This is a genomic window from Exiguobacterium sp. BMC-KP, from assembly GCF_001275385.1.
GTDB lineage: Bacteria > Bacillota > Bacilli > Exiguobacteriales > Exiguobacteriaceae > Exiguobacterium_A.
Genome location: NZ_LGIW01000015.1, coordinates 2,026,937 through 2,046,037 on the forward strand (window position 1 = coordinate 2,026,937; position 19,101 = coordinate 2,046,037).

Sequence of the window (19,101 nt, forward strand, 5' to 3'; positions counted from 1 at the left end):
TTATGAGTTATTGTAATTCCATTAAATATAAATTAATTGAATATATATCAATTTTAGAAGCGAAGGGTGCCCTTAGCTTAAAGCATCAAAAAATATTTTAAGGGAAGGTCTTCCTAGGGTAAAATTTTAGCTATTTGGACCCCTAAAAAGCGAAAAAAGGAATAAATTACTAGTAAATATGCTCGAAAAAAAAGTTAATCTTTTTTTGAAAATGCCTATTTTCATCTCGATTAGACCTAAAAAAGAGCGAATCATCCGTACATTCGCTCTTTTATTTCTACTTATTTTTTTCATCCGTCATACTTTAGCGACGAATTTGTTTAATATTAACGACAATACGAATGACGACACGCACGATAGGATGCATCTTCTCACGTCCTTTCTCTTTAACAGACTTTGTATGTTGTAATACAAATACAGATACTTCTCTTACGATTTACAATCGCTCTACTGCCTGTTGCTTCTCTTCTTTCGAGGTCTGAATGTAATAACGATTCGTTTGCTCGATCGAATGATGACCGAGTAGGCGACTAATAACGGTGATATCCACGTGCTTCTGTGTCAATCGTGTCGCGAATGTATGACGAAAAAGATGCGGATAGAGATGACGACCAACAGTGTCATCAAGCGTCTTTAGAATGTCTAATAGACCACCTCGTGTTAATCGCTCGCCTCGTTGACTCAGAAAGACATATGGACTCTCTAACGCATGACGATGTTTCGTTCTATCTTCCTCCACATACTGGCGTATACGACGCAACGTATCTTCACGTAATGGCACTTCACGGACCTTATCACCCTTCCCATGGACCTCGATGCTTCTTCCAATCCAGTCAATCTGCCACAAGCGTAGCTCGACCAACTCACTGGCTCGCAGCCCGGCATACAACAAGAGATGAATCAGTGCTTGGTTCCGAAAAGACAAGGACGGTAGGACTTGTTGCAAACAGAGGACTTCCTTTTCCGTTAAGACATCGACCTGATGACTCCCTTGCGCTACCTTAATCCGATCACTCCAGTAAATCCATCGTCGATCCAGTTTACCCTTTGCCATCAGAAAGTCATTGTAGGCAGTCATCGCATTGAGGAATTTATTAATGGTCGCTGCCTTTCTCCCCTGGTCGAGTAGATGTTGTTTATACGACAGGATGTCCTCACGTGAAGAAAACGTTCCTCTCCCACTGAACTTCTCGACTTCTGCGACATAGCTAGCAATCGTACTCGGTTGTCGTCCTTGTTCATAGAGGAATCGTCGGAAGGATTCGTTTTCCCCGTTTGCTATTCCCGATGTCATGGGTCCATCCCCTCTCGATTATTTTCGGGGTTTCGGGGGTGTGAAGACAAAAAATCCCCGAAACCCCGTTTTTTTACTCAGAGATACATCTCTATATCCAGCGAAAACAAAATCGGGGAGCGGGAAATCTCCCTACAGTTCTACTGGACGTCCCCCCGAAATTCCCGGCAGTTCTACTTTTGTCTTCTACTCCTTTGCTGAATAGCTACCGAAACCGTTGGTATACAATACTTCCTTTCCTTTCTTTACTCCCAGCAGTCTTAATGAACAGTCAGGAGTCACAGACAAGAATATTTCCACAACGTGCTACGTCGAGTCCCAAAACAGGACAAATAAAAAAGACCTTTTCACTCGAAAAGCTCTACGACACGTTCTAGATATTCGACGTAGGATTGGATGACCAGCCGGTCATCTTCGTCCATGATGTTCTTGATACTTCGTTGGACACGTGACCGATCGACATGGATGACGTCTTGTACGACATCCTCTAATACTTGCTCGATGACATCCTCTTCGGTCAATAATTCTCCCTCATAACAATCTAGCGTCTCATCATATTGACGATAATAGTCCTTTCCTCCAAGCACTACCCGATGATACTTCCGCATTCTAATCTCCTCCTTTGACATTCTCCACGACATCACATATTTTACATACACTTAATCAATTCTCATCACGGCTTCGTTTCGTCGTATAGTTCGTAAGCAATTGTTCTTCCATCACACAGCCATACCTCATAGACCAGCCGATAGGTGATCGGATCATAGCACATTCCAGTAATCCATTCCCTTCCGTCTTCCTCGACATAGACGAACGTATCGAACTGTACAGAATCAGGAAGCAAAGAAAGATGTTCCGACGGAACGATAGACGGATCGATTTCTGAATGCTCGAACAAATAGGATTCCATCCCGACTTTATCGACGGCTACCACTTTACCAAACAGTTGCTTGATACGACTAACGAACCCGATTCTTCTATCCATCACATTTTCTCCTTTCTCCAAATAAAAAAGAGCATTCACTCCGAAGTGGAATGAATGCTCTTAGTAAAATCATACAAAATAATAATATATATTTGAAACTAATTCAAAAACCCTCTCATGCATAAGCATAAGAGGGTTGAATGGAATAGGCAAATCCATTCTATATTAATCCTTTATAGGGAGGATTAATTACTTAGAGACCGTAATTTCTTCTTTTTGAGCAACGTTGTTAGCATCAAAGATGTTAGCTACGCCATTTTCACCCAATTTAACTGTAGATACGCTCTTAACAGCAGTAGCATCAGTTACTGTAAGAACAATTTTACCGTCTTCAGTGACTGTGTAGTCAGAGAATGTAACAACATTTCCTTTAGAATCTAACAATTTCAATTCATCAGCGATAGCAGCTGCAGGATCTACATTTTCCTCAGGAACTGCAGGAATATTAGGCATTACTTTTACAGCTTCAGAGTAAGAAAGAGTTAACTTAGTCAAATCAGTTGCTACGATTGATTTAAGTTCTGGAGCAGTGTTGTCCTTGATATCTACTGTTACAAATTTAGATTCAGAAGTTTTACCATCAAGTGATTTAACTCCAGTGATACGGAATCCAGCTTTCGCATCATTAGCTTTTACGAATCCTTTAGGTAACTCGATTTCTACTTTTGTTTGGTAGCCGTTGTCACCTACATTACCAGCTAAAGTAATTTTTGTATCAGCAGGTAATGTAACACCGTTGATTGTGTAAGCTGAAGGGTTGAGAGCAGAACCATCACCGACAACAGCAACTTTAGTACCGAAGTCTACAGCCAGCGTGTTAACTTTGTTTTCAACGTTAGTTGCTGAAACAATCGCAAATGAAGTTTGAGCTGGTGGAACGATATCGTTAATTGTTACAGAGAAGCCATACTTAGCAGATTTATTAGCAACTAATGCATTATCAGTTACGAATCCTTCTGGTAATTCAAACGTATACTTGCTAGATACAACATTCGCTTTGAATGAGAAAACAACTTTCTTAGAGTCTTCTTCATCAATTGTAGGAGCGTTGACTACATCATTAACAGCAAGGATTTCACCTTTAGCATTAACTACTTTTAATCCAGTCAAAGATTGTCCTTTTACATCTTCAGTATAAGTTAAAGCAAATCCAGTTACTTTACCGTCTTTGTCTTTTACTTCTTCTACTTTAGAGACTGCTGGTGCAGTTGCATCTTTAGTTACTGTAGCTGTTTTTTCGATTTTAACGAGGTTAGTGTTACCAAGTGAATCTACAAGTGCTTTTTCAGCAAATTTCAATGTAACAACGTCAGAATTTCCTGTTTTGAATAGGTACTGATCGTTAAGAGTGATGATGTATTCTCCATCTTTCTCTCCAGCGTCTACCGACTCAATGATTGATGTAGCAAAAGTTCCTACTGTTGCAGATAGCATAGAAGATTTTTTAAGCTCAGCGATATCAACTTTTTTAGAAAGTGTCAATTTAAGCTTATCTTCTGAAATAGCTACAACGCTAGAGACCTCTGGTGAAACATTATCTACCGAAACTGAAAGAGGAGCAACTTGTACGTCTTTGATGTTTCCAGCAAAGTCAGTAGCATTGATTACTGTAACATCATACTTTTTCGAAGCGTCAAGTGGTTGTGCGAAAGTAATAGTCGCTTCTTTACCGTCTAGAACAACATTGTAGTTAAGACCATCGATTTTGATCGTATCTACAGATTTAACATTCTCATCGAAAGTAACAACTACTGATTTGATACCATCTTTAACGTCTTTAACAAGAGTAGTAGCTTTGACAAGTGCAGGTGCAACTTTATCATCTACAGAAACTTTAGCGTTAATAGGCTTAACGAAAGTACCTTTTACATCTTTAATCATTTCGAAAGGAACTTTGACTGTGTAGTCACCTTTGAAAATTTTAGTGTTAGCTGTAGTAAGCGTTAAAGTCATACCATCAGTGCTAAGTTCTTGCTTGATAGCACCAGTTTCGACAGCGCCTGATCCAGCTTCAACTTTAATCAAATCTTCGTTATCAACTTTCAACGTTTTAGCATCAATAGCCTTGTTGAAGTGTACTTCAACTGTTTGAGCGTTAATCGCCTTAACTTCTTTAACCATTGGAGCTTCGATTACGAAGTCTTTAGCAGGTGAAACAACATCACCGACTTGAACTGCGAATGCGTGAGTTCCAGCTGGAAGTACGCCTGATTTAGCAGTCAATTTGCCGTCTTTAAGTTCAGCAGCAACTTTGATTGGCTCTTTAGTCATGTCTTTGAATGCATAGACAAGAACTTCAACTTTCGCGTCTTTTGCTGGGTATTTAACGTCAGCAGAAACTGAAAGCATATCGTCTTTGATTTCGTTCATGACGTTTGTGATTTCAGCAGCTTTGACTTCATAAGCGATTGAACCCTTGATTGAAGAGTTTTTGCCCATGTAGTTGTAAGACAATTTCATCATGCCAGCTTTGTCTGTTTTTTCAGCCGTGAGGTTGAAAGATTTAGCAGAACGAGCAATGACTTTACCGTCTTTGTATTTCACGTCGATTGTTGAAGGAAGGTTGAGTTTCTCACCAACTGCGACAGGAGCGAGCTTTGGCTCAACAACGTCAACTGGATAGTTGTTCAACTTCACTTTGATCGAAGCTTTTTTCGTAGTACCTGAAACAGTACCAGAGATCGTTTGGTATTTACCGATGTATTTTTTGTCGTAAGAGACTTTGCCCCATTTGACTGAACGGTTTTCGTATTTCTTGTTTGAAAGCAATACTTTGACCGTTTTTGGAAGTGACAATTTTTTCACTGCGAATGTGTAACCACCGTAGTGTGAGATTGAAGCTGGGTTTGTAACAGATTTAACTGTGACTTTCGATGCAGCATCCGCCGTAAGGCCTGGTGCTACTGCTGAAGCTGTCACTGCAAGAGCAGCTGCTGCAGCGTATAATTTGTTCGATTTCTTCGTGCCCATGTGTAAAAATCCTCCCTTAATTAAACTACTAGTTGACTTGACGACTTGCCTCCAATAAAAGACAAAAGACAAACTTCAGGATCTCCTTCATCTATCCTTTTCTCGTCCATACAATGGTAATTGAATTGATATTTCTACCATAAAAATTTCAATTGTATTTCAGATCCAAGTCAGATAAAGGAAGAAGTCTTACGTCCTGACGAAAATTGATAATTAGATAAAACAGGTAATATTAGTAACCTAATTTTTCCTTTTCTATCGAATCAGTATGTAATCGTCATTCCATATTCCTTATCGACACCTGATACTCCAATGTTTAACGATTTCTCGAAGAAAAATCGTTTTTCATGAATTTGCAGGTTAATCCCACTGTTTACCAGTTGTCTCGACCTACAAGAATAAATATACCGAAAGTGTTTCATTTCAACAACCCTAAATTTGTAACTAAAATGCAATCTAATGGTCTTATTAAAAATTTTTTACATGGTGTCTTATGGAAAATGATTTTCCGGTTACCCTACTGTTAAAAAACACCTTTTTTTCGACAAAAAGTGACACAATTTAACGACTGGGTGTCGAATGATTTTTTTATCAAAAAAGCTAGACTAACTTCTCTGCTTTTAGTCTGATTTTAAAAAACGCGGAAATGATTCGAAAGTCACGCTCTGATTTTCGATCCAAAAGAGATCAAAAAATTTTTTTTTAGATGTTTTTTGGTCCTTTCATCGCTTTTCCTCTGATTGTGCCCACACACAATTTGTGTCGAAATTATGAAAACGCATTCCTCAAACAATAAGGAATGCGTTTCTTCTATAGATGACAAGCCTAGTTTATTACTTCACGTATACCTGCTCCGTCGTTTTTCCGTATCGGTTCTCAGAAGAGACGGTGATCGTTGTACCACGCTTTGCTTTAGGGATTGAAAATGTATAGCGACCTGTTTGATTCGATTTTTGGGTATACGTCCGCTGATTGATCGTTAATCGTACGGTTGCGTTTCTCTCCGTCGTTCCGCTAACCTGTCGCGCTCCGACTTTCACCGAGTTGATCTGTAAGACTGGAAAGAGGTGACTCGCTGTCAACCGGAAGTGATAGTATCCACTATAGTACGTACTCCCAATCCGGAAGTAGTAAGTCCCTTTCGGAAGCTCAAGACTGTCCTTCCATCTCCCTGGCGTTTTCTCATTTCCGCTCAGACTCCGGTAATAGAGTGACTTGTTCATCGGGTCCGTCCATTCAATCGTCATGGACGGATCGATCATCGCCGTGACGTCGAACGTCACCCGACTCTTTTTCGGTAGCGTCACACGGTAGTAATCGTGATGATCCTGCCAAGTCAGCAGACCACTGTAGTCTTGTGCAAACAATAAACGTGTTGCCTCGAGCACTCCGTCATTCGGTTCCTGTTCATTCGTCGTTATCGGTTGCATCGCTGCCTGGACCTGATAACGACCAGTTTGTGTACTCGTCCGTGACAAGGTCAGAAAGTAGTTTCCCGCTTCTACATAAACGGAGCGACGAAATTTTCCAGGCGACTTCTCTTCACTGACGAGGTAGCTCGAGAAGACGTTCTCGTTTAAACTGTCTGTCAGACTGATTATTGCGTTGCCACGCAGGTATGTATCGATCGCTAGTGACAGCTTGCCGCTTTTCGGGACATTCAGTTGATAGATGTCTTTTTCATCTTGCGCAGACAGCATGCCACGGACCGTTTTTTGAAACGGTAGGACCTGCGCTTCTAGCGTACCGTTATTCGGTTCCCGATCATCTGTCGTGATGGTCTCTGCTGTCGCGCTCAGCGTATAGGCTGCCGCTCGTTTACTCAAGATGTATTCCGATACGATCAGACGGTAGTTGCCCGGCTCAACGTATTCAGACAGAACAGCTTGTTCCGGTCTGACGCCGTCACTAGTTAAACTCTGATAGAGAACTTGTTTGCTGCGTTCATCCTGTAAGGTCACGCGTGTATTTTCACCGAATCCACTGACGTCGAAGGTCAACTTACTCGGGCGCGTCACGGTGAGATCGTACTTCTCCGCCTCATTAGGTTTTAGTACACCGGATACCGGTTGATCCCATACGAGTGGACCATCTGCTTCGACCGCACCACCTAAGCAGATGATTAATAGTAGGCTCAACACACTGGCTCGTCCGATCATACGTATTCCGTTCATCGCCTTCACTCCTTGTTTTTAGGTCATGCCTTCCTCAGTATACGAAACCACCTGCTGGAGAAGGTTTGTGCTTTTGGGGAGAACGGAAATCGATTCTTGAAAATCAGCGATATGATACAAAAAAAAGAAAGCCACGTGGGCTTTCTTTTTCAAGTCGAGCTGCTATTGTCCGTCCGAGCACAGCCTTCTTCTCCGACGCGTTGGCTACTTTCCACTAGATCCTTTCTTATAAAACTCATGGTAAGGCATATATCGACTTTTCCAGTGCTTCGAGAAACGGACGCTCGGCAAAGGCATGGCTCCGTTCTGCTGTGACGACGATTGTCTCCTTCTCGCGCCTAAAACGAACCGGTAGCCCTTCCGCGATCCAGTCGAGCTGGGCTTGCATCTTTTGGCGGATGCTGCCGCCCTTGCGTTCGGCTTCCATGAACTGACGTATGTACTGCAGGACATAGCCGAATCCGAACTCGATCGGAATTCGGAGTTCCGTCCCCCGTTGACGGATCCGGATCAGTCCTGCCCCGTAATGGACTGCCCGTTCCCACTCTTCGTTCTGTCGTTGATTCCATCCGGGATATAACACGTGTGCCTCGAGCGCTCCTTTTGGACCGCTCGGTTGAACCGCGAAGTAATCGATCTGCATGTCGCCTCGTCCTTTCGTTTATCAAAATAGGGATGACACCATGACTGGTCTCATCCCTAATGACAGGTCGAACTTAGCGTTTGTTCGAAAATTCTTTTCCCGGACGTCCGATTGCTTCATAGGCGACGCCTGCTGGGGCATCGACATACTGCCAACAGTTTCGTCCGTCAATCAAACGCGGTGTCTGCATGACGCGCGTCAACAGTTCTGGCGCCATTGCCTTCATCTCCGGCCACTCCGTCATGATGACGGCTACGTCCGCTCCGCGCAACGCTTCTTCAAGCGTCGGCTTCTGATCGAGCAATGTCCGCGCTGCTGGGTCATAGCCGACAACGACGACACCGAGTTGCTCGAGCCGTTCCGCGAGGCGTAAGGCTGGCGCATCCCGTAAGTCGTCCGTGCCCGGCTTAAAGGCAAGCCCGAGTAGCGCGACACGCATCCCCCGCTCCGGCCGGACCTTCGCTAGGACGTAGTCGAGCTGGGCTTCGTTCGTCCGGTCGGCTGCTTCGATGACGTGCAGCGTCGTCTCGTGCGTCCGCGCAAGCGTCGTCAATGCGGCGATGTCTTTCGGGAAACAAGATCCGCCGTAGCCGGCACCGGCTCGCAAGAAGGCAGAACCGATCCGGGGATCGAGTCCGATTCCGTGGGCGACTTCCGTCACGTCGGCACCGACTGCGTCTGCGAGGCGAGCGATCTCATTAATGAAACTAATTTTGACAGCGAGGAAACTGTTCGCCGCATACTTCGTCAATTCTGCTGTCGTCGAATCGACGACAACGACCGGGGCTGTCGTCTGAAACAGCTGTTCGACCGTTGCTGCAAGAGCAGGATCACTTGTCCCAATGATCAAGCGGCTCGGCTGACGATTGTCGGCGAGTGCCGTTCCTTCACGCAGAAACTCCGGTACCATCGCGAAGCGTAACGTCGGGTGCGCTGCTTGCAGACGTGCCGTCGTTCCCGGTGGCACCGTCGACTTGACGATGACACTCGCTCCAGGGTGTGTTTCTTCGATTAAGCGCGCGACTGCTTCAACAGCCGATAGATCACAACTGCCGTCTGCCCGTTCCGGTGTCCCAACGGCGATCAAGTATAAGTCGGACGCCGGATAGTCCGTCGTGAACGTCAACCGTTCTTGATTGAGACGAAGTGCGTCTTCAATTCCTTCTTCGGTGATCGGTGCGATTCCTTGCGCTAACCGTTCCATCCGTTCTGCGTTCAAGTCGACACACGTCACCTCGTGCCCGTTTTCTGCGAGTCCGATCGCGGTGACGAGTCCGACATATCCTGTCCCAATCACTGTTGCTTGCATCTCCATCACGTCCTTGTCCATTTTTCTCTGTCTTCACTATACGGGAGTCCAGCCGATTTGTGCATCGAAAAAGCTTTCCGAATACGCTATACTGAGTACGGAATGGAGGAATGCATGTGGCGATCATCATTTTTAGCCTCATTTGTCTCTTCGCGTATCGGATCCGTAAGCTTCCAGAAGTCCTGCGGTCGATTTTACTCGTCCTCGGTTTAATCAGTGGATGGTTCGCGTTATTTGAGATCATTGGATATATCGAAGCCAATCCGTACTTGGCGGCGATCCCGATCGCACTCGGGCTCGGCTATTGGTACTGGAAACGTAAGCAACGTTCAGTCAAAAAGACGCCTTCGGATCAGTGAAGGCGTCTTTTCCTGTGACATAGGAAAGCGCACGAGGGAGATGTCCCTACGTGCGCTTTGTTTTAGGATTGTTGTTTGCGTTCCATCGACGCGATTTGTTCCTCGATATCGAGCAACTTCAATTCGTGTTCGAGCTCAAGGCGACGTTTCTTCCGTTTCAAGCGGGCGAGTTCCGCTTCCATCGAAGCTTTCGAGGCTTCTGGTGTGGCTGTCGTCTCACTCGATTGCATCGTTGCTTGAAGTGGATCAAAGACGTTCGACTTCGCGAACTGGGCTGCTTCCGGTCCGAACATGTCTTGGATGATTGGGAGGATTTTGTTCAATGCGGTTCCTGGAATCTGTGATTTCTCATCGACTAACCGTTTCAACGCTAATTCATCGACACGGTAGCCTTTGCCGTCCTGCTCCGCGTGCAATTCCCCTGTCCGAATCCAGCGCCGGACCGTCTCTTCTGATACCCGTAACAATTCACTGATCTGTTTCGTCGTCAACATCGAATCCCTCTTTCCTGTATTTTGATACTACTATTATGCGCATATGTGTGCGTGTGTGTCAATCAACACACATCATTCCATAAAAAGAACGCCTCCGCTCGGGAGACGTTCTGTTGTATTCTAATCCTTATCGTTTTCGAATGAGCAACCATAATCCGGCAACAGCACTCATACTACCGACGATCGCGAACGGAAACGGCTTATCTTCCCCTGCTTGCGGTAGACGTTCTGCTGTAACGGTTGGAGTCGATGGAGCAGTGTCCGCTTTTGTTGCGACCGGTGCTGTCGATTTTACTGGACTGACGACTTTTGTCGGTGTTTCTACCGGTTTCACAGGTGGAGCGAGTTCGACGGCAACCATTGTTCCGCCACCATCGCGTGTTAGATCAAGGACAGCGTCAACCGATTGACGTTTTAAATGCTTCAAGAGATGCGCCTGAGCATCCTTTGCCTCACTCATATCCTCTTCAAAGGCGATGTAATCAAGGTGATGCATCGCTTTGACCGTATAACCAGCAGGCGCTTTGACTTTTAAGATGTACGTGCCGACCGGGAGGCTATCTCCCGATAGAATCTGATCATCACCTTCGTCTTCGAACGTCCATGCTGTTTCCCCTGTTACTGTATCCAGTAACGTGTACGTCATCGGGACGGTCTCTTCTTTGTCCTGTGGCTGTTGATCACCATTTGCATCAACGAAGTTCGTCAGCGTCAAGAAGTGCGATGGTTCCGTCATCTCGTCACCTTCCGTCATACCAGCATCGATGACACGAACATCTCCAGCTTGAATTGTCACGTTCGTTGTCCCGAACGTGTTGACGTCAGAATCCTGATGCGGCTTCGTGAACGTATACAAACCGATGTCATAGCCATCAATCTTGACTTGATACGTGCCTGGTGTCACCTGTTCGAATATGTAGTTTCCTTGCTCCGTGATTGCCATATCCGTGACGTCGCCGCGCGGCGTGATCAAGAAGACACTGACGTCATCAAGAAGTGCTTCCGTCTCTTGGCGAATCCCGTCATTGTTCGCATCATACCAAACCGTTCCCGAGATTTGCCCCTTCGTCGCTTTAGCGTTCGTCGCCGGAGCCGGTTTTGCTTCCGTGATTGGTTTCTCCTTCGTTGGCGTCGTCGGTTTTGATTGATTTGGTGTGACCGGTTTTGTGTCCGGCTTTACGTCTGGTTTGACTTCTGGTTCCGTGACCGGCTCTTCCGGTGTCACGAGATCGTCAGTTGCTGGTTCCTCTGCGTCAACTTTCGGAAACTCGAGGATGGTCGATTGCTGTGTCGTTGGTTCCGTGACGACGATTCGTGGTGCTGTCTCTGCCGTGAATGTCACGGTCGGATGCGCAGCGATGTCGATGCCACTTCCCGTCAGCCCGTCTGAGAACGTGAGCGCCGTCTCACTCGTCACATCAACGACTCCTTCGCCTGTGAAGGTCAACGTATACGGTCCTGTCCCGCTTGCTGTTACGTCCCATTTCGATTCGGCTTGGACCGGAGCGATGCCCGTCCCACTCCACATCAGGAGTAACAAAAAGATGATGATTTTTTTCATGATGTCTCATTCAGCTCCGTTTCTAGTAAGAAAAACATATCTAAATTTTAAACAACAACGTAAAATTAAACCAGATAATTTTGTTTGAACTGTTCTTTTTTTCAACTTTCCACCATTTTCCGTAAAGGTCGTGATTTTTGATGAAACGTATCCTTCCACTCCTCCTTGGTGTCAGTCTCCTGACGCCGTCCGCTGTTTCCGCTGCGACGACACCACTTCCGGTGACGAGTCAGACGTTACGCGGTACATACGATGCTTCCGGACGCGCTGTCTTCACCCTGCCGTCCGCTCTTTATATCGAACGGGCGACGCATCTCGAATTCGATCTAGATCGCTCAAAAGGTTCCATCTATACCTCAAAGACGAATTTCAATAAAGGGGCCACTTACAGCCGGTATCGCCAATTGCAAGACGAAGCGTTGATCTTCCCGCTCAGCTGGTCCGATACACAGTACGTCGTCTTTGAAGGAAAACCCGGTACCCGCTACCAGATTCCCTTCATCCTCCGTAAACTCCAACCGCTCTTACCGATGAAGCCGAGTGCAAAAACATCAAAGAAGGCGAGTCTCCTCGTCAAGATGAAACACGGTAGTCTGAAACAATCGGTCTCGACGTCCCTAAATGCGTCACGGTCTTCGCTTTCGGCCCTGTCACTTGAAGAATGGACGTTCAAGACGAAAGCAGCCGCAACTCAGGCAAAACGTTACTTAGAACGATCCGCTGCCGTTGACTACGTCGAATATACGCAAACCGTCCGGACAGCAAAGGATATGTATCGTCCGTACCAATGGTCGCTTCAAAACACGGGACAACGAAAAGGAAAAGTCGGGGCTGACATCCAGTATGCGGGTGCAATGAAACGCCTCTCAGGAAAGACGTTACATCCGACACTCGTCGCCGTCGTCGATACCGGCATCAACTCGACCTATGCCGATTTCGCAGGACGCGTCCGAACCGATCTTGGATACGACTTCGTTCGCGGAAAGACATCGGTCACGGATCCGGATGGTCATGGTTCTCACGTCGCCGGCATCATCGCTGCAAATGCCGATAATCTGTACGGCATTCAGGGCATCAATCCATCCGCTTCCTTGATTCCGATTCGTGTGCTCGATGCACATGGGCAAGGCTCTACATCGGACGTCGCACGCGGAATTCTCCATGCTGTCAAAAAAGGCGCCCGCGTCATCAACCTCAGTCTGGAAATGGACGAAAAATCGCGCGCCATCGAGGATGCAATTGCATATGCCTATCAGAAAAAGGTGCTCGTCGTCGCCGCTTCCGGTAATGACGGTGCAACAACGATCAGTTATCCTGCACGCTATGCGCATGTCCTATCTGTCGGGGCAACGGACCGAAAAGATGTCCGCGCTCCGTTCTCAAATCGTGGAAAAGGACTCGACCTCGTCGCACCAGGCGTCGAGATCCCCAGTTATATCGGTGATGGCGAACTCGCCTATTCGAGTGGTACATCGATGGCGGCTCCTCACGTCGCTGCTGTCGCAAGTCTCTTGATGAGTTTGAAGCCGAGCTTGTCGCCGAGCGCGACAGAGAAGCTTTTAAAATCGTCTGCCCGAGATCTCGGAACAAAAGGCTGCGACACCTCATACGGATACGGTCGACTTGATGCAAACCGTGCCGTCTCGCTCGTCAAATAAACGACAAAGCGCCGATTCCTGTGACAGGAGTCGGCGCTTTGTCGTTCATCGGATAATTTCGAGCGGAATCTCAATCCCGCGTCCTGCTCCGGCGTCAATGACGAGGACAGGCAGGCGATTTTCGTTGAAGACTTCATCTTCAACGGTCGTATCTGAGGTATACGTGCGAATCTCACCCATTTTTTTAGCGGAAAACGACACGAATGGGAACGGAATCGATTGATTCGAGACTTCAAGACGAATGTCGACTTGTTGATCGTCAAGACGAATGTCGTTCGTCGTCTTGATCGTTAAACGCATCCGATCCTTACTCGTCAAGGAAATCTGGGCGGAGATGTTCTCTGTCTGACCAGCCCGTTTGATCGGATCGACGATGACCGATGGGGAAGCGGTCTCGACCTTTTCAGCACGCTGGCAGCCAGGAATGATCAATAAGGAAATCGCGAGAGGGAGCAACCAGCGTTTCATCTGGTCGTCACTTAATTGCGAATGTCAATTCGGCAGTGCAGGCGACTTCCCCGTCTACCGTCGCTGTGGCACGACCTTTTCCAATAGGTCCACGTAACTTCGTCAATTCGACTTCAAGGCGCAATTGATCGCCCGGCACGACTTGACGTTTAAAGCGGCAGTTCTCGATGCCAGCAAAGAAAGCAAGCTTTCCTTGGTTCGCTTCCATCTTGAGGACAGCGAAGGCACCGACTTGCGCGAGCGCCTCGACGATGAGAACGCCGGGCATGACGTTATAGTCAGGAAAGTGTCCATTGAAGAATTCTTCGTTCGCAGACACGTTTTTCATTCCGACCGCACGTTTGCCTTCTTCGACCTCTAAAATCCGATCGACGAGCAAAAAGGGATAACGATGCGGAATGACTTCCTTGATTTGTTCGATTGTATACATATTAAACAGCTCCCATCACTGACAAATTAAGATTTCATCCAAAAATCGGTGATGCGGGTCCATGTGTCGAGCTTTAACACATCCAATGCCTCGCCACCACCAAACGTTGCATACCCTACCATTGCACCGACGACCAGTGCGACGATGACGAGAACGAGAACGATCAACAACCGGACGAGAATCGGGACACGTCGCGTCGTGTACTGACGAAGACGTGGTGTTTTCTTTTCAGATGCTCCAGCGTCCTTGCCTTGTTGATGTCGCTTTGAACGTTCACGCGTTGGCTGTTCCGTACCTGCTTGGTCTTGTACCATTTTGATCACCTTTCATTGATTCAGTCTAAGCGTAGTATAGCACATTAGTACCAGGTAACAATATCAGGAATGACTTTGTTTTCTCCCGGCTCCTAGCTAGTGTAACACGAGCAATCGTCAAACATTTAAAAAAAGTTTTCTTTTGTTATATAAGGAAGTAAAAAATTCGCAACACATTATTTCCGTAAATCTCACATTTTTTTAAATCCAAATGCCAACCGCCCGCGTAAGCCTTACAGATTCACAAGCAACACTTACAAGCACAGGATGACACGGGCCCGGTTTCATCCCTCTATTCAAGTTTAGATCAACGCTTCCAAACGTTTTTCATATTAAAAACCAAAGCAAGCGCTCCACTACCTTAAAATCGAGAGGATGGATTCAACATGAAACACACTAAAAAATTCGCAGCATCAGCAATGGCAGCAGCACTCGTACTTCCAGGAACAGCAGCATTCGCTTCTGGTGGCGCAGATGACATGAAACAAGAAGCACCGAAGAACGTCACGGTCAAAACAAAAGCCGCTGACCTTCGTGCAACACTCGATCAGTTACTTTCAGAGCACTTCGTCCTCGCTGTCATGGACATGAAAAAACAATATGACGGTTCAAAAGACGCAGAATATTACGAAGCAGCACTTAAACAAAATGCACTCGATATGACACCAGCCATCGCTTCAGTCTACGGCGACGAAGGCGCAAAACAATTCGAGAAAATTTTCGTTGATCACAATAAATACACAACAGACCTCGTCAAAGCAGTTAAAGCGGACGACCAAGACGGCATCAACGCTTCGAAGAAAGAAACAGAAGAGTTCGTACAAGATCTCTCAAGCTTCCTCGATACAGCAACGGAAGGTAAACTCCCGAAAGCAGCAGCTGAAGAAGTTCTCCGTGCTCACGAAGCAGACGTCTACAAAACATTCCAACAATATGCAGCAGGTGACTACGAAGGATCGTACAACACGTTCCGTGAAGGATACAGCCGCATGTACGATATCTCTAAAGCACTCTCTGTTGCGATCACAACACAGATGCCTGAGAAATTCGACAACACGAAAGCTGATTCTAAAGCAGCAGATCTTCGTTCAACACTCAACAGCCTTGCAGCTGAACACGTTGCACTTGCGAACCTCAGCATGACAGCTGGTGTGGATAAAGCGAAAGATTACGATGCAGCAAACTGGGCTGAAGATATGCACACTGCTGACTTCAAAGCAGCGATCAAATCAATCTACGGTCAAGCTGGTGCAGATCAGTTCGAACAAGTTTGGACGAAAAACCACATCGAAGCACAAGCAAACCTCGTCACAGCAGCAATCAATGACGACAAGAAATTGATGGGTGACGCACAAGACATGCTCAAAATGTTCTCGAACGATTTCGGTGCATTCCTTGGTGCAGCAACAGAAGAAAACCTTCCAACAAAAGCAGCACAAGAAGCCGTATCAGGTCACGAGACTTACGTCCAAGATACGTTCATGCAGTATGTTGAAGGCGACTACAAAGGTTCTACCGACACATTCCGTGAGTCTTACGCTTACATGTACGGCGTAGGTGAAAACCTCGGTGAAGCAATCGTTAAACAATCACCTGAGAAATTCATGGATGGTACACCAGGCTCAATGCCGAACACTGGTAACGGTGGTATGAGCGACAACAACACAGCTGCAACAACAGGTGCAATCGCAGTATTCGGTCTCGCACTCGGAGCAGTTGGTCTTGTCCTCGCACGCAAACGTCAAAACGCCTAAGAAATTGGGTATACTCATAACAGGATAGCGCCATGCTATCCTGTTTTTACATAGAGAGATCCTTCTCTCGGAAAGGAGTTACACGTCATGCGAAAATGGTTATTGCCGACAAGCATCGTTTTGATGGTTGCTTCCGTCGGAACGCTCTTGTTCTTACTCTTTAGCACACCCGAACAAGCAGCATCTAACATCACCCAAGGAACGGCGTCACCCAAGACGGTGACTTCTTCCGAGAACAAGAAGGAGGCTCCAGCAGAGGATCCGTTAAAACCATCTGATATCTTCAAAAAAGAGTTCAAGGATCTTTCGACGAATGAAGTCGAATTACCAAAGACCCTCTCGATTCCGACGCTTGACGTCAAGACAAAGGTCGAGCAAGTCGGTCTCGATAAAAATGGTGCCATGGCGACACCTAAAAATGAACAACAAGTCGGCTGGTATAAGTTCGGTCCACGTCCAGGGGATGTCGGCAATGCTGTCATCGATGGTCATACCGATACGAAAACAGGTCCTGCCGTCTTCTATGAACTCCGAAACTTGAAGAAGAACGATCAAATTAAGATCAAGGATGCTTCCGGACGGACACTCGTCTTCCGCGTTAAGAAGCTCGTTCAATACGACCACTTGGATGCACCACTCCAAAAAATCTTTGGTGCTTCTGAGAAACGCAACCTCAACTTGATCACGTGTATCGGAACGTTTGATCAAAGTGCCGGCACGTACGACAACCGACTCGTCGTCTTTACAGAACTCGATGAGAAAGCCTCTGATCCCGTCAAGACACCACCGAAACCAGCCACGAACGTCCGTGTCAGTGGCGGATTCGTTAACTGGTATGCTTCTACGGATAAAGACGTGACATCGTATAACGTCTATCAAGAAAAAGACGGGAAACGGAAAAAACTCGGTTCAACAGACGTCATCGAACGGAAAGCTTTCCCGCTTCCGGAAGATGCGACGGGTCGCTTCATCATTACAGCTGTCAATAAAGCAGGTATCGAATCAGAAGAAGCTTTCAGTGCCGTACGTCGCTAATGTCCACACAAAAGCCAGAGTCCAATTGCGACTCTGGCTTTTGACGTTCCTCAATAACGAATATGCTGTTTGCTCCAGCGAATCGATTCCTTGAACTGACGGACGAGGTCTTCTGCTGGTGCCGTTAAATAATAGGCTAGTCCGTGCACTTTTTCTGACATCTGCTGGATGACGAGTCCATCTTCGATCAGCTCCTGTAACTGTTCGAGGATTTGACCGTGTGACTGATCGATCCGTTGTTCGAGTTCCCCGATCGTCAACGCACCATCACGCAAGAGATAAATGATGCTCGACTTGAGGCTATTCTCGAAGTTGTGCTGAAATTTCTGCAATGCGAGTAAGTCGGCTTGTTCTTCGGTATGACGTGAATCCATCTGATTCCTGCCCCCTTTTTCTTAACTACTTCTTCAGTATGACGCACTTTTACGTGAATTTCAAAACTCAATCGCGCTCGGTGATGATCGTATCGAATGTCTTCTCTTCTTCCGTGATGACCATCTTCTTCTGTGACCGGAGATGATACAGACGACGGATATTCAAGATGACGACTTTCATGACGGCGTAGAATGGAACCCCTAGCAAGACACCAAAGAAACCAGCGATGTTCCCTGCGACGAGTAAAACAATGATGATCGTCAACGGGTGGACATCGAGCGTTTTCCCTTGAACGAGGGGTGACATGATGTGTGAGTCAATTTGTTGCGCGACCGTCATGACGATGATCGCATAAATCGCAAGAATCGGATCTTGAATGAAGCCGACGATCAACGCTGGAATGACACCGAGCACCGGGCCGAGGAACGGAATGATGTTCGTCAACGTCGCAAACAAGGCGAGTAGCAACGCATAATCAATCCCGATGATCAGATATCCGATATAAGCGATGATCCCGACCCCGATACTGACGATGACCTGCCCCCGGATGTAGCTCATGATTGTCAAGTGGACGTCGCCAAGGATTTTTTTCGTTTCCTTATGATACTCGTACGGCATCAGCTTGACGAGATTGCCTTTGAGCTTATCCCCGTCAAGCAACATATAGATCAACATGATCGGGATGATGACGATCGTCACGACCGTCGTCGTCACGACACTGACGAAGCCACCGACACCCGTACCGATGTTCTTTAAAAATGTCGAAGCGTATTCCGAAATGTTACCGGAAAACTTATTGAACAGGTTATCCGGTCCTGACAAGAAGCGTGAGAAAACCGAACTGTTTTCGAGTTGCTCCCGGACATCGATCAATTGACGCTGGAACTGTGTCGCAAGCGTCGGAATCGAGTTGACGAACTGTGTGATTTGCTCCGACAGCATCGGACCAAAGATGAAGCCGAGCGTCGTCAAGATCCCGATTAGACCGACGAGGACGATCAAGACGGCAGGTCGTCGCTTCATCTTCTTCTCGAGCAACTCAACGATTGGTAGCAGGACATAATAAAGAATCCCCGCAATCGCAAGCGGTGGGACGACCATCTGAAGCAAAATCGCGACCGGTCGGAACAAGAACGTGACATGATCGCCAATCCAGACGATGATGAGTAACGTCATGATCCACCACGCGAATCGGTACCATTTGTTTTCGAACATTTTTTGCATCTAACCACTTCCCTATTTAAAGTATAAAGTTCCATATCCCCTATTGTTTTCCTT

18 protein-coding genes are annotated in these 19,101 nt (G+C 46.5%); 4 read left to right on the forward strand and 14 right to left on the reverse strand.

Annotation, left to right across the window (positions count from 1 at the left end):
• Positions 1-436: 436 nt before the first annotated feature.
• The 7 genes from ADM98_RS16115 to ADM98_RS16145 form a co-directional block, all read right to left on the reverse strand.
• Positions 437-1,294 carry a tyrosine-type recombinase/integrase gene (locus ADM98_RS16115; RefSeq protein ID WP_053454379.1) on the reverse strand — a complete coding sequence of 286 codons (858 nt, stop codon included), beginning with the start codon at positions 1,292-1,294 and terminating at the stop codon, positions 437-439.
• 347 nt (positions 1,295-1,641) lie between these two features.
• Positions 1,642-1,902: a hypothetical protein gene (locus ADM98_RS16120; protein ID WP_034817787.1), complete on the reverse strand. Its 261-nt coding sequence runs from the start codon at positions 1,900-1,902 to the stop codon at positions 1,642-1,644.
• A gap of 65 nt (positions 1,903-1,967) precedes the next feature.
• A complete protein-coding gene (locus ADM98_RS16125) occupies positions 1,968-2,279 on the reverse strand; it encodes a hypothetical protein (protein WP_053454380.1) in 312 nt (103 codons plus the stop codon).
• 189 nt (positions 2,280-2,468) lie between these two features.
• Complete coding sequence (locus ADM98_RS16130) at positions 2,469-5,249, reverse strand: Ig-like domain-containing protein (protein WP_053454381.1); 2,781 nt, start codon at positions 5,247-5,249, stop codon at positions 2,469-2,471.
• A gap of 833 nt (positions 5,250-6,082) precedes the next feature.
• Complete coding sequence (locus ADM98_RS16135; RefSeq protein ID WP_053454382.1) at positions 6,083-7,423, reverse strand: hypothetical protein; 1,341 nt, start codon at positions 7,421-7,423, stop codon at positions 6,083-6,085.
• 235 nt (positions 7,424-7,658) lie between these two features.
• Positions 7,659-8,066, reverse strand: a complete 408-nt coding sequence (locus ADM98_RS16140) for a hypothetical protein (RefSeq protein ID WP_053454383.1) — start codon at positions 8,064-8,066, stop codon at positions 7,659-7,661.
• 73 nt (positions 8,067-8,139) lie between these two features.
• Positions 8,140-9,375, reverse strand: coding sequence for a UDP-glucose dehydrogenase family protein (locus ADM98_RS16145; protein WP_053454384.1), 1,236 nt, complete (start codon positions 9,373-9,375; stop codon positions 8,140-8,142).
• A 110-nt stretch (positions 9,376-9,485) separates the two neighbouring features.
• Between ADM98_RS16145 and ADM98_RS16150 the strand changes: the two genes are divergently transcribed.
• Positions 9,486-9,734: a hypothetical protein gene (locus ADM98_RS16150; protein ID WP_041255214.1), complete on the forward strand. Its 249-nt coding sequence runs from the start codon at positions 9,486-9,488 to the stop codon at positions 9,732-9,734.
• Positions 9,735-9,796: 62 nt separating this feature from the next.
• On the opposite strand, the gene ADM98_RS16155 is transcribed toward ADM98_RS16150, so the two are convergent.
• Positions 9,797-10,228: a helix-turn-helix domain-containing protein gene (locus ADM98_RS16155; protein WP_023469473.1), complete on the reverse strand. Its 432-nt coding sequence runs from the start codon at positions 10,226-10,228 to the stop codon at positions 9,797-9,799.
• A 127-nt stretch (positions 10,229-10,355) separates the two neighbouring features.
• Positions 10,356-11,789 (reverse strand): SdrD B-like domain-containing protein, encoded by a 1,434-nt coding sequence (locus ADM98_RS16160; RefSeq protein ID WP_053454385.1) that lies wholly within the window; start codon positions 11,787-11,789, stop codon positions 10,356-10,358.
• Between the two features lie 140 nt (positions 11,790-11,929).
• Between ADM98_RS16160 and ADM98_RS16165 the strand changes: the two genes are divergently transcribed.
• Positions 11,930-13,447, forward strand: a complete 1,518-nt coding sequence (locus tag ADM98_RS16165; RefSeq protein WP_235504917.1) for a S8 family peptidase — start codon at positions 11,930-11,932, stop codon at positions 13,445-13,447.
• Between the two features lie 45 nt (positions 13,448-13,492).
• Here ADM98_RS16165 and ADM98_RS16170 read toward each other — a convergent pair whose 3' ends face one another.
• The 3 genes from ADM98_RS16170 to ADM98_RS16180 are packed head-to-tail and all read right to left on the reverse strand — an operon-like array spanning position 13,493 to position 14,659.
• The gene (locus ADM98_RS16170) at positions 13,493-13,915 is read right to left on the reverse strand and encodes a hypothetical protein (protein ID WP_053454386.1); all 423 of its coding nucleotides are present in this window, start codon (positions 13,913-13,915) and stop codon (positions 13,493-13,495) included.
• A gap of 7 nt (positions 13,916-13,922) precedes the next feature.
• The gene (gene fabZ, locus ADM98_RS16175) at positions 13,923-14,345 is read right to left on the reverse strand and encodes a 3-hydroxyacyl-ACP dehydratase FabZ (protein WP_053454387.1); all 423 of its coding nucleotides are present in this window, start codon (positions 14,343-14,345) and stop codon (positions 13,923-13,925) included.
• Between the two features lie 26 nt (positions 14,346-14,371).
• Positions 14,372-14,659 carry a DNA-directed RNA polymerase subunit beta gene (locus ADM98_RS16180; RefSeq protein ID WP_053454388.1) on the reverse strand — a complete coding sequence of 96 codons (288 nt, stop codon included), beginning with the start codon at positions 14,657-14,659 and terminating at the stop codon, positions 14,372-14,374.
• 386 nt (positions 14,660-15,045) lie between these two features.
• Between ADM98_RS16180 and ADM98_RS16185 the strand changes: the two genes are divergently transcribed.
• A complete protein-coding gene (locus ADM98_RS16185) occupies positions 15,046-16,413 on the forward strand; it encodes a hypothetical protein (protein ID WP_053454389.1) in 1,368 nt (455 codons plus the stop codon).
• Positions 16,414-16,500: 87 nt separating this feature from the next.
• Positions 16,501-17,448 (forward strand): class F sortase, encoded by a 948-nt coding sequence (locus ADM98_RS16190; RefSeq protein WP_053454390.1) that lies wholly within the window; start codon positions 16,501-16,503, stop codon positions 17,446-17,448.
• A 50-nt stretch (positions 17,449-17,498) separates the two neighbouring features.
• Here the strand turns inward: ADM98_RS16190 and ADM98_RS16195 are convergent, their stop codons facing one another.
• Complete coding sequence (locus tag ADM98_RS16195) at positions 17,499-17,822, reverse strand: winged helix-turn-helix transcriptional regulator (RefSeq protein ID WP_029342725.1); 324 nt, start codon at positions 17,820-17,822, stop codon at positions 17,499-17,501.
• A gap of 67 nt (positions 17,823-17,889) precedes the next feature.
• On the reverse strand, positions 17,890-19,047 hold the full coding sequence (locus tag ADM98_RS16200; RefSeq protein ID WP_053454391.1) for an AI-2E family transporter: 1,158 nt from the start codon (positions 19,045-19,047) through the stop codon (positions 17,890-17,892).
• Between the last annotated feature and the right edge of the window lie 54 nt (positions 19,048-19,101).

Coding starts and splice junctions, on each gene's coding strand:
- ADM98_RS16115 (WP_053454379.1), bottom strand. CDS start 1,294: ATGACATCGGGAATAGCAAACGGGGAAAACGAATCCTTCCGACGATTC.
- ADM98_RS16120 (WP_034817787.1), bottom strand. CDS start 1,902: ATGCGGAAGTATCATCGGGTAGTGCTTGGAGGAAAGGACTATTATCGT.
- ADM98_RS16125 (WP_053454380.1), bottom strand. CDS start 2,279: ATGGATAGAAGAATCGGGTTCGTTAGTCGTATCAAGCAACTGTTTGGT.
- ADM98_RS16130 (WP_053454381.1), bottom strand. CDS start 5,249: ATGGGCACGAAGAAATCGAACAAATTATACGCTGCAGCAGCTGCTCTT.
- ADM98_RS16135 (WP_053454382.1), bottom strand. CDS start 7,423: ATGAACGGAATACGTATGATCGGACGAGCCAGTGTGTTGAGCCTACTA.
- ADM98_RS16140 (WP_053454383.1), bottom strand. CDS start 8,066: ATGCAGATCGATTACTTCGCGGTTCAACCGAGCGGTCCAAAAGGAGCG.
- ADM98_RS16145 (WP_053454384.1), bottom strand. CDS start 9,375: ATGCAAGCAACAGTGATTGGGACAGGATATGTCGGACTCGTCACCGCG.
- ADM98_RS16150 (WP_041255214.1), top strand. CDS start 9,486: ATGCATGTGGCGATCATCATTTTTAGCCTCATTTGTCTCTTCGCGTAT.
- ADM98_RS16155 (WP_023469473.1), bottom strand. CDS start 10,228: ATGTTGACGACGAAACAGATCAGTGAATTGTTACGGGTATCAGAAGAG.
- ADM98_RS16160 (WP_053454385.1), bottom strand. CDS start 11,789: ATGAAAAAAATCATCATCTTTTTGTTACTCCTGATGTGGAGTGGGACG.
- ADM98_RS16165 (WP_235504917.1), top strand. CDS start 11,930: ATGAAACGTATCCTTCCACTCCTCCTTGGTGTCAGTCTCCTGACGCCG.
- ADM98_RS16170 (WP_053454386.1), bottom strand. CDS start 13,915: ATGAAACGCTGGTTGCTCCCTCTCGCGATTTCCTTATTGATCATTCCT.
- fabZ (WP_053454387.1), bottom strand. CDS start 14,345: ATGTATACAATCGAACAAATCAAGGAAGTCATTCCGCATCGTTATCCC.
- ADM98_RS16180 (WP_053454388.1), bottom strand. CDS start 14,659: ATGGTACAAGACCAAGCAGGTACGGAACAGCCAACGCGTGAACGTTCA.
- ADM98_RS16185 (WP_053454389.1), top strand. CDS start 15,046: ATGAAACACACTAAAAAATTCGCAGCATCAGCAATGGCAGCAGCACTC.
- ADM98_RS16190 (WP_053454390.1), top strand. CDS start 16,501: ATGCGAAAATGGTTATTGCCGACAAGCATCGTTTTGATGGTTGCTTCC.
- ADM98_RS16195 (WP_029342725.1), bottom strand. CDS start 17,822: ATGGATTCACGTCATACCGAAGAACAAGCCGACTTACTCGCATTGCAG.
- ADM98_RS16200 (WP_053454391.1), bottom strand. CDS start 19,047: ATGCAAAAAATGTTCGAAAACAAATGGTACCGATTCGCGTGGTGGATC.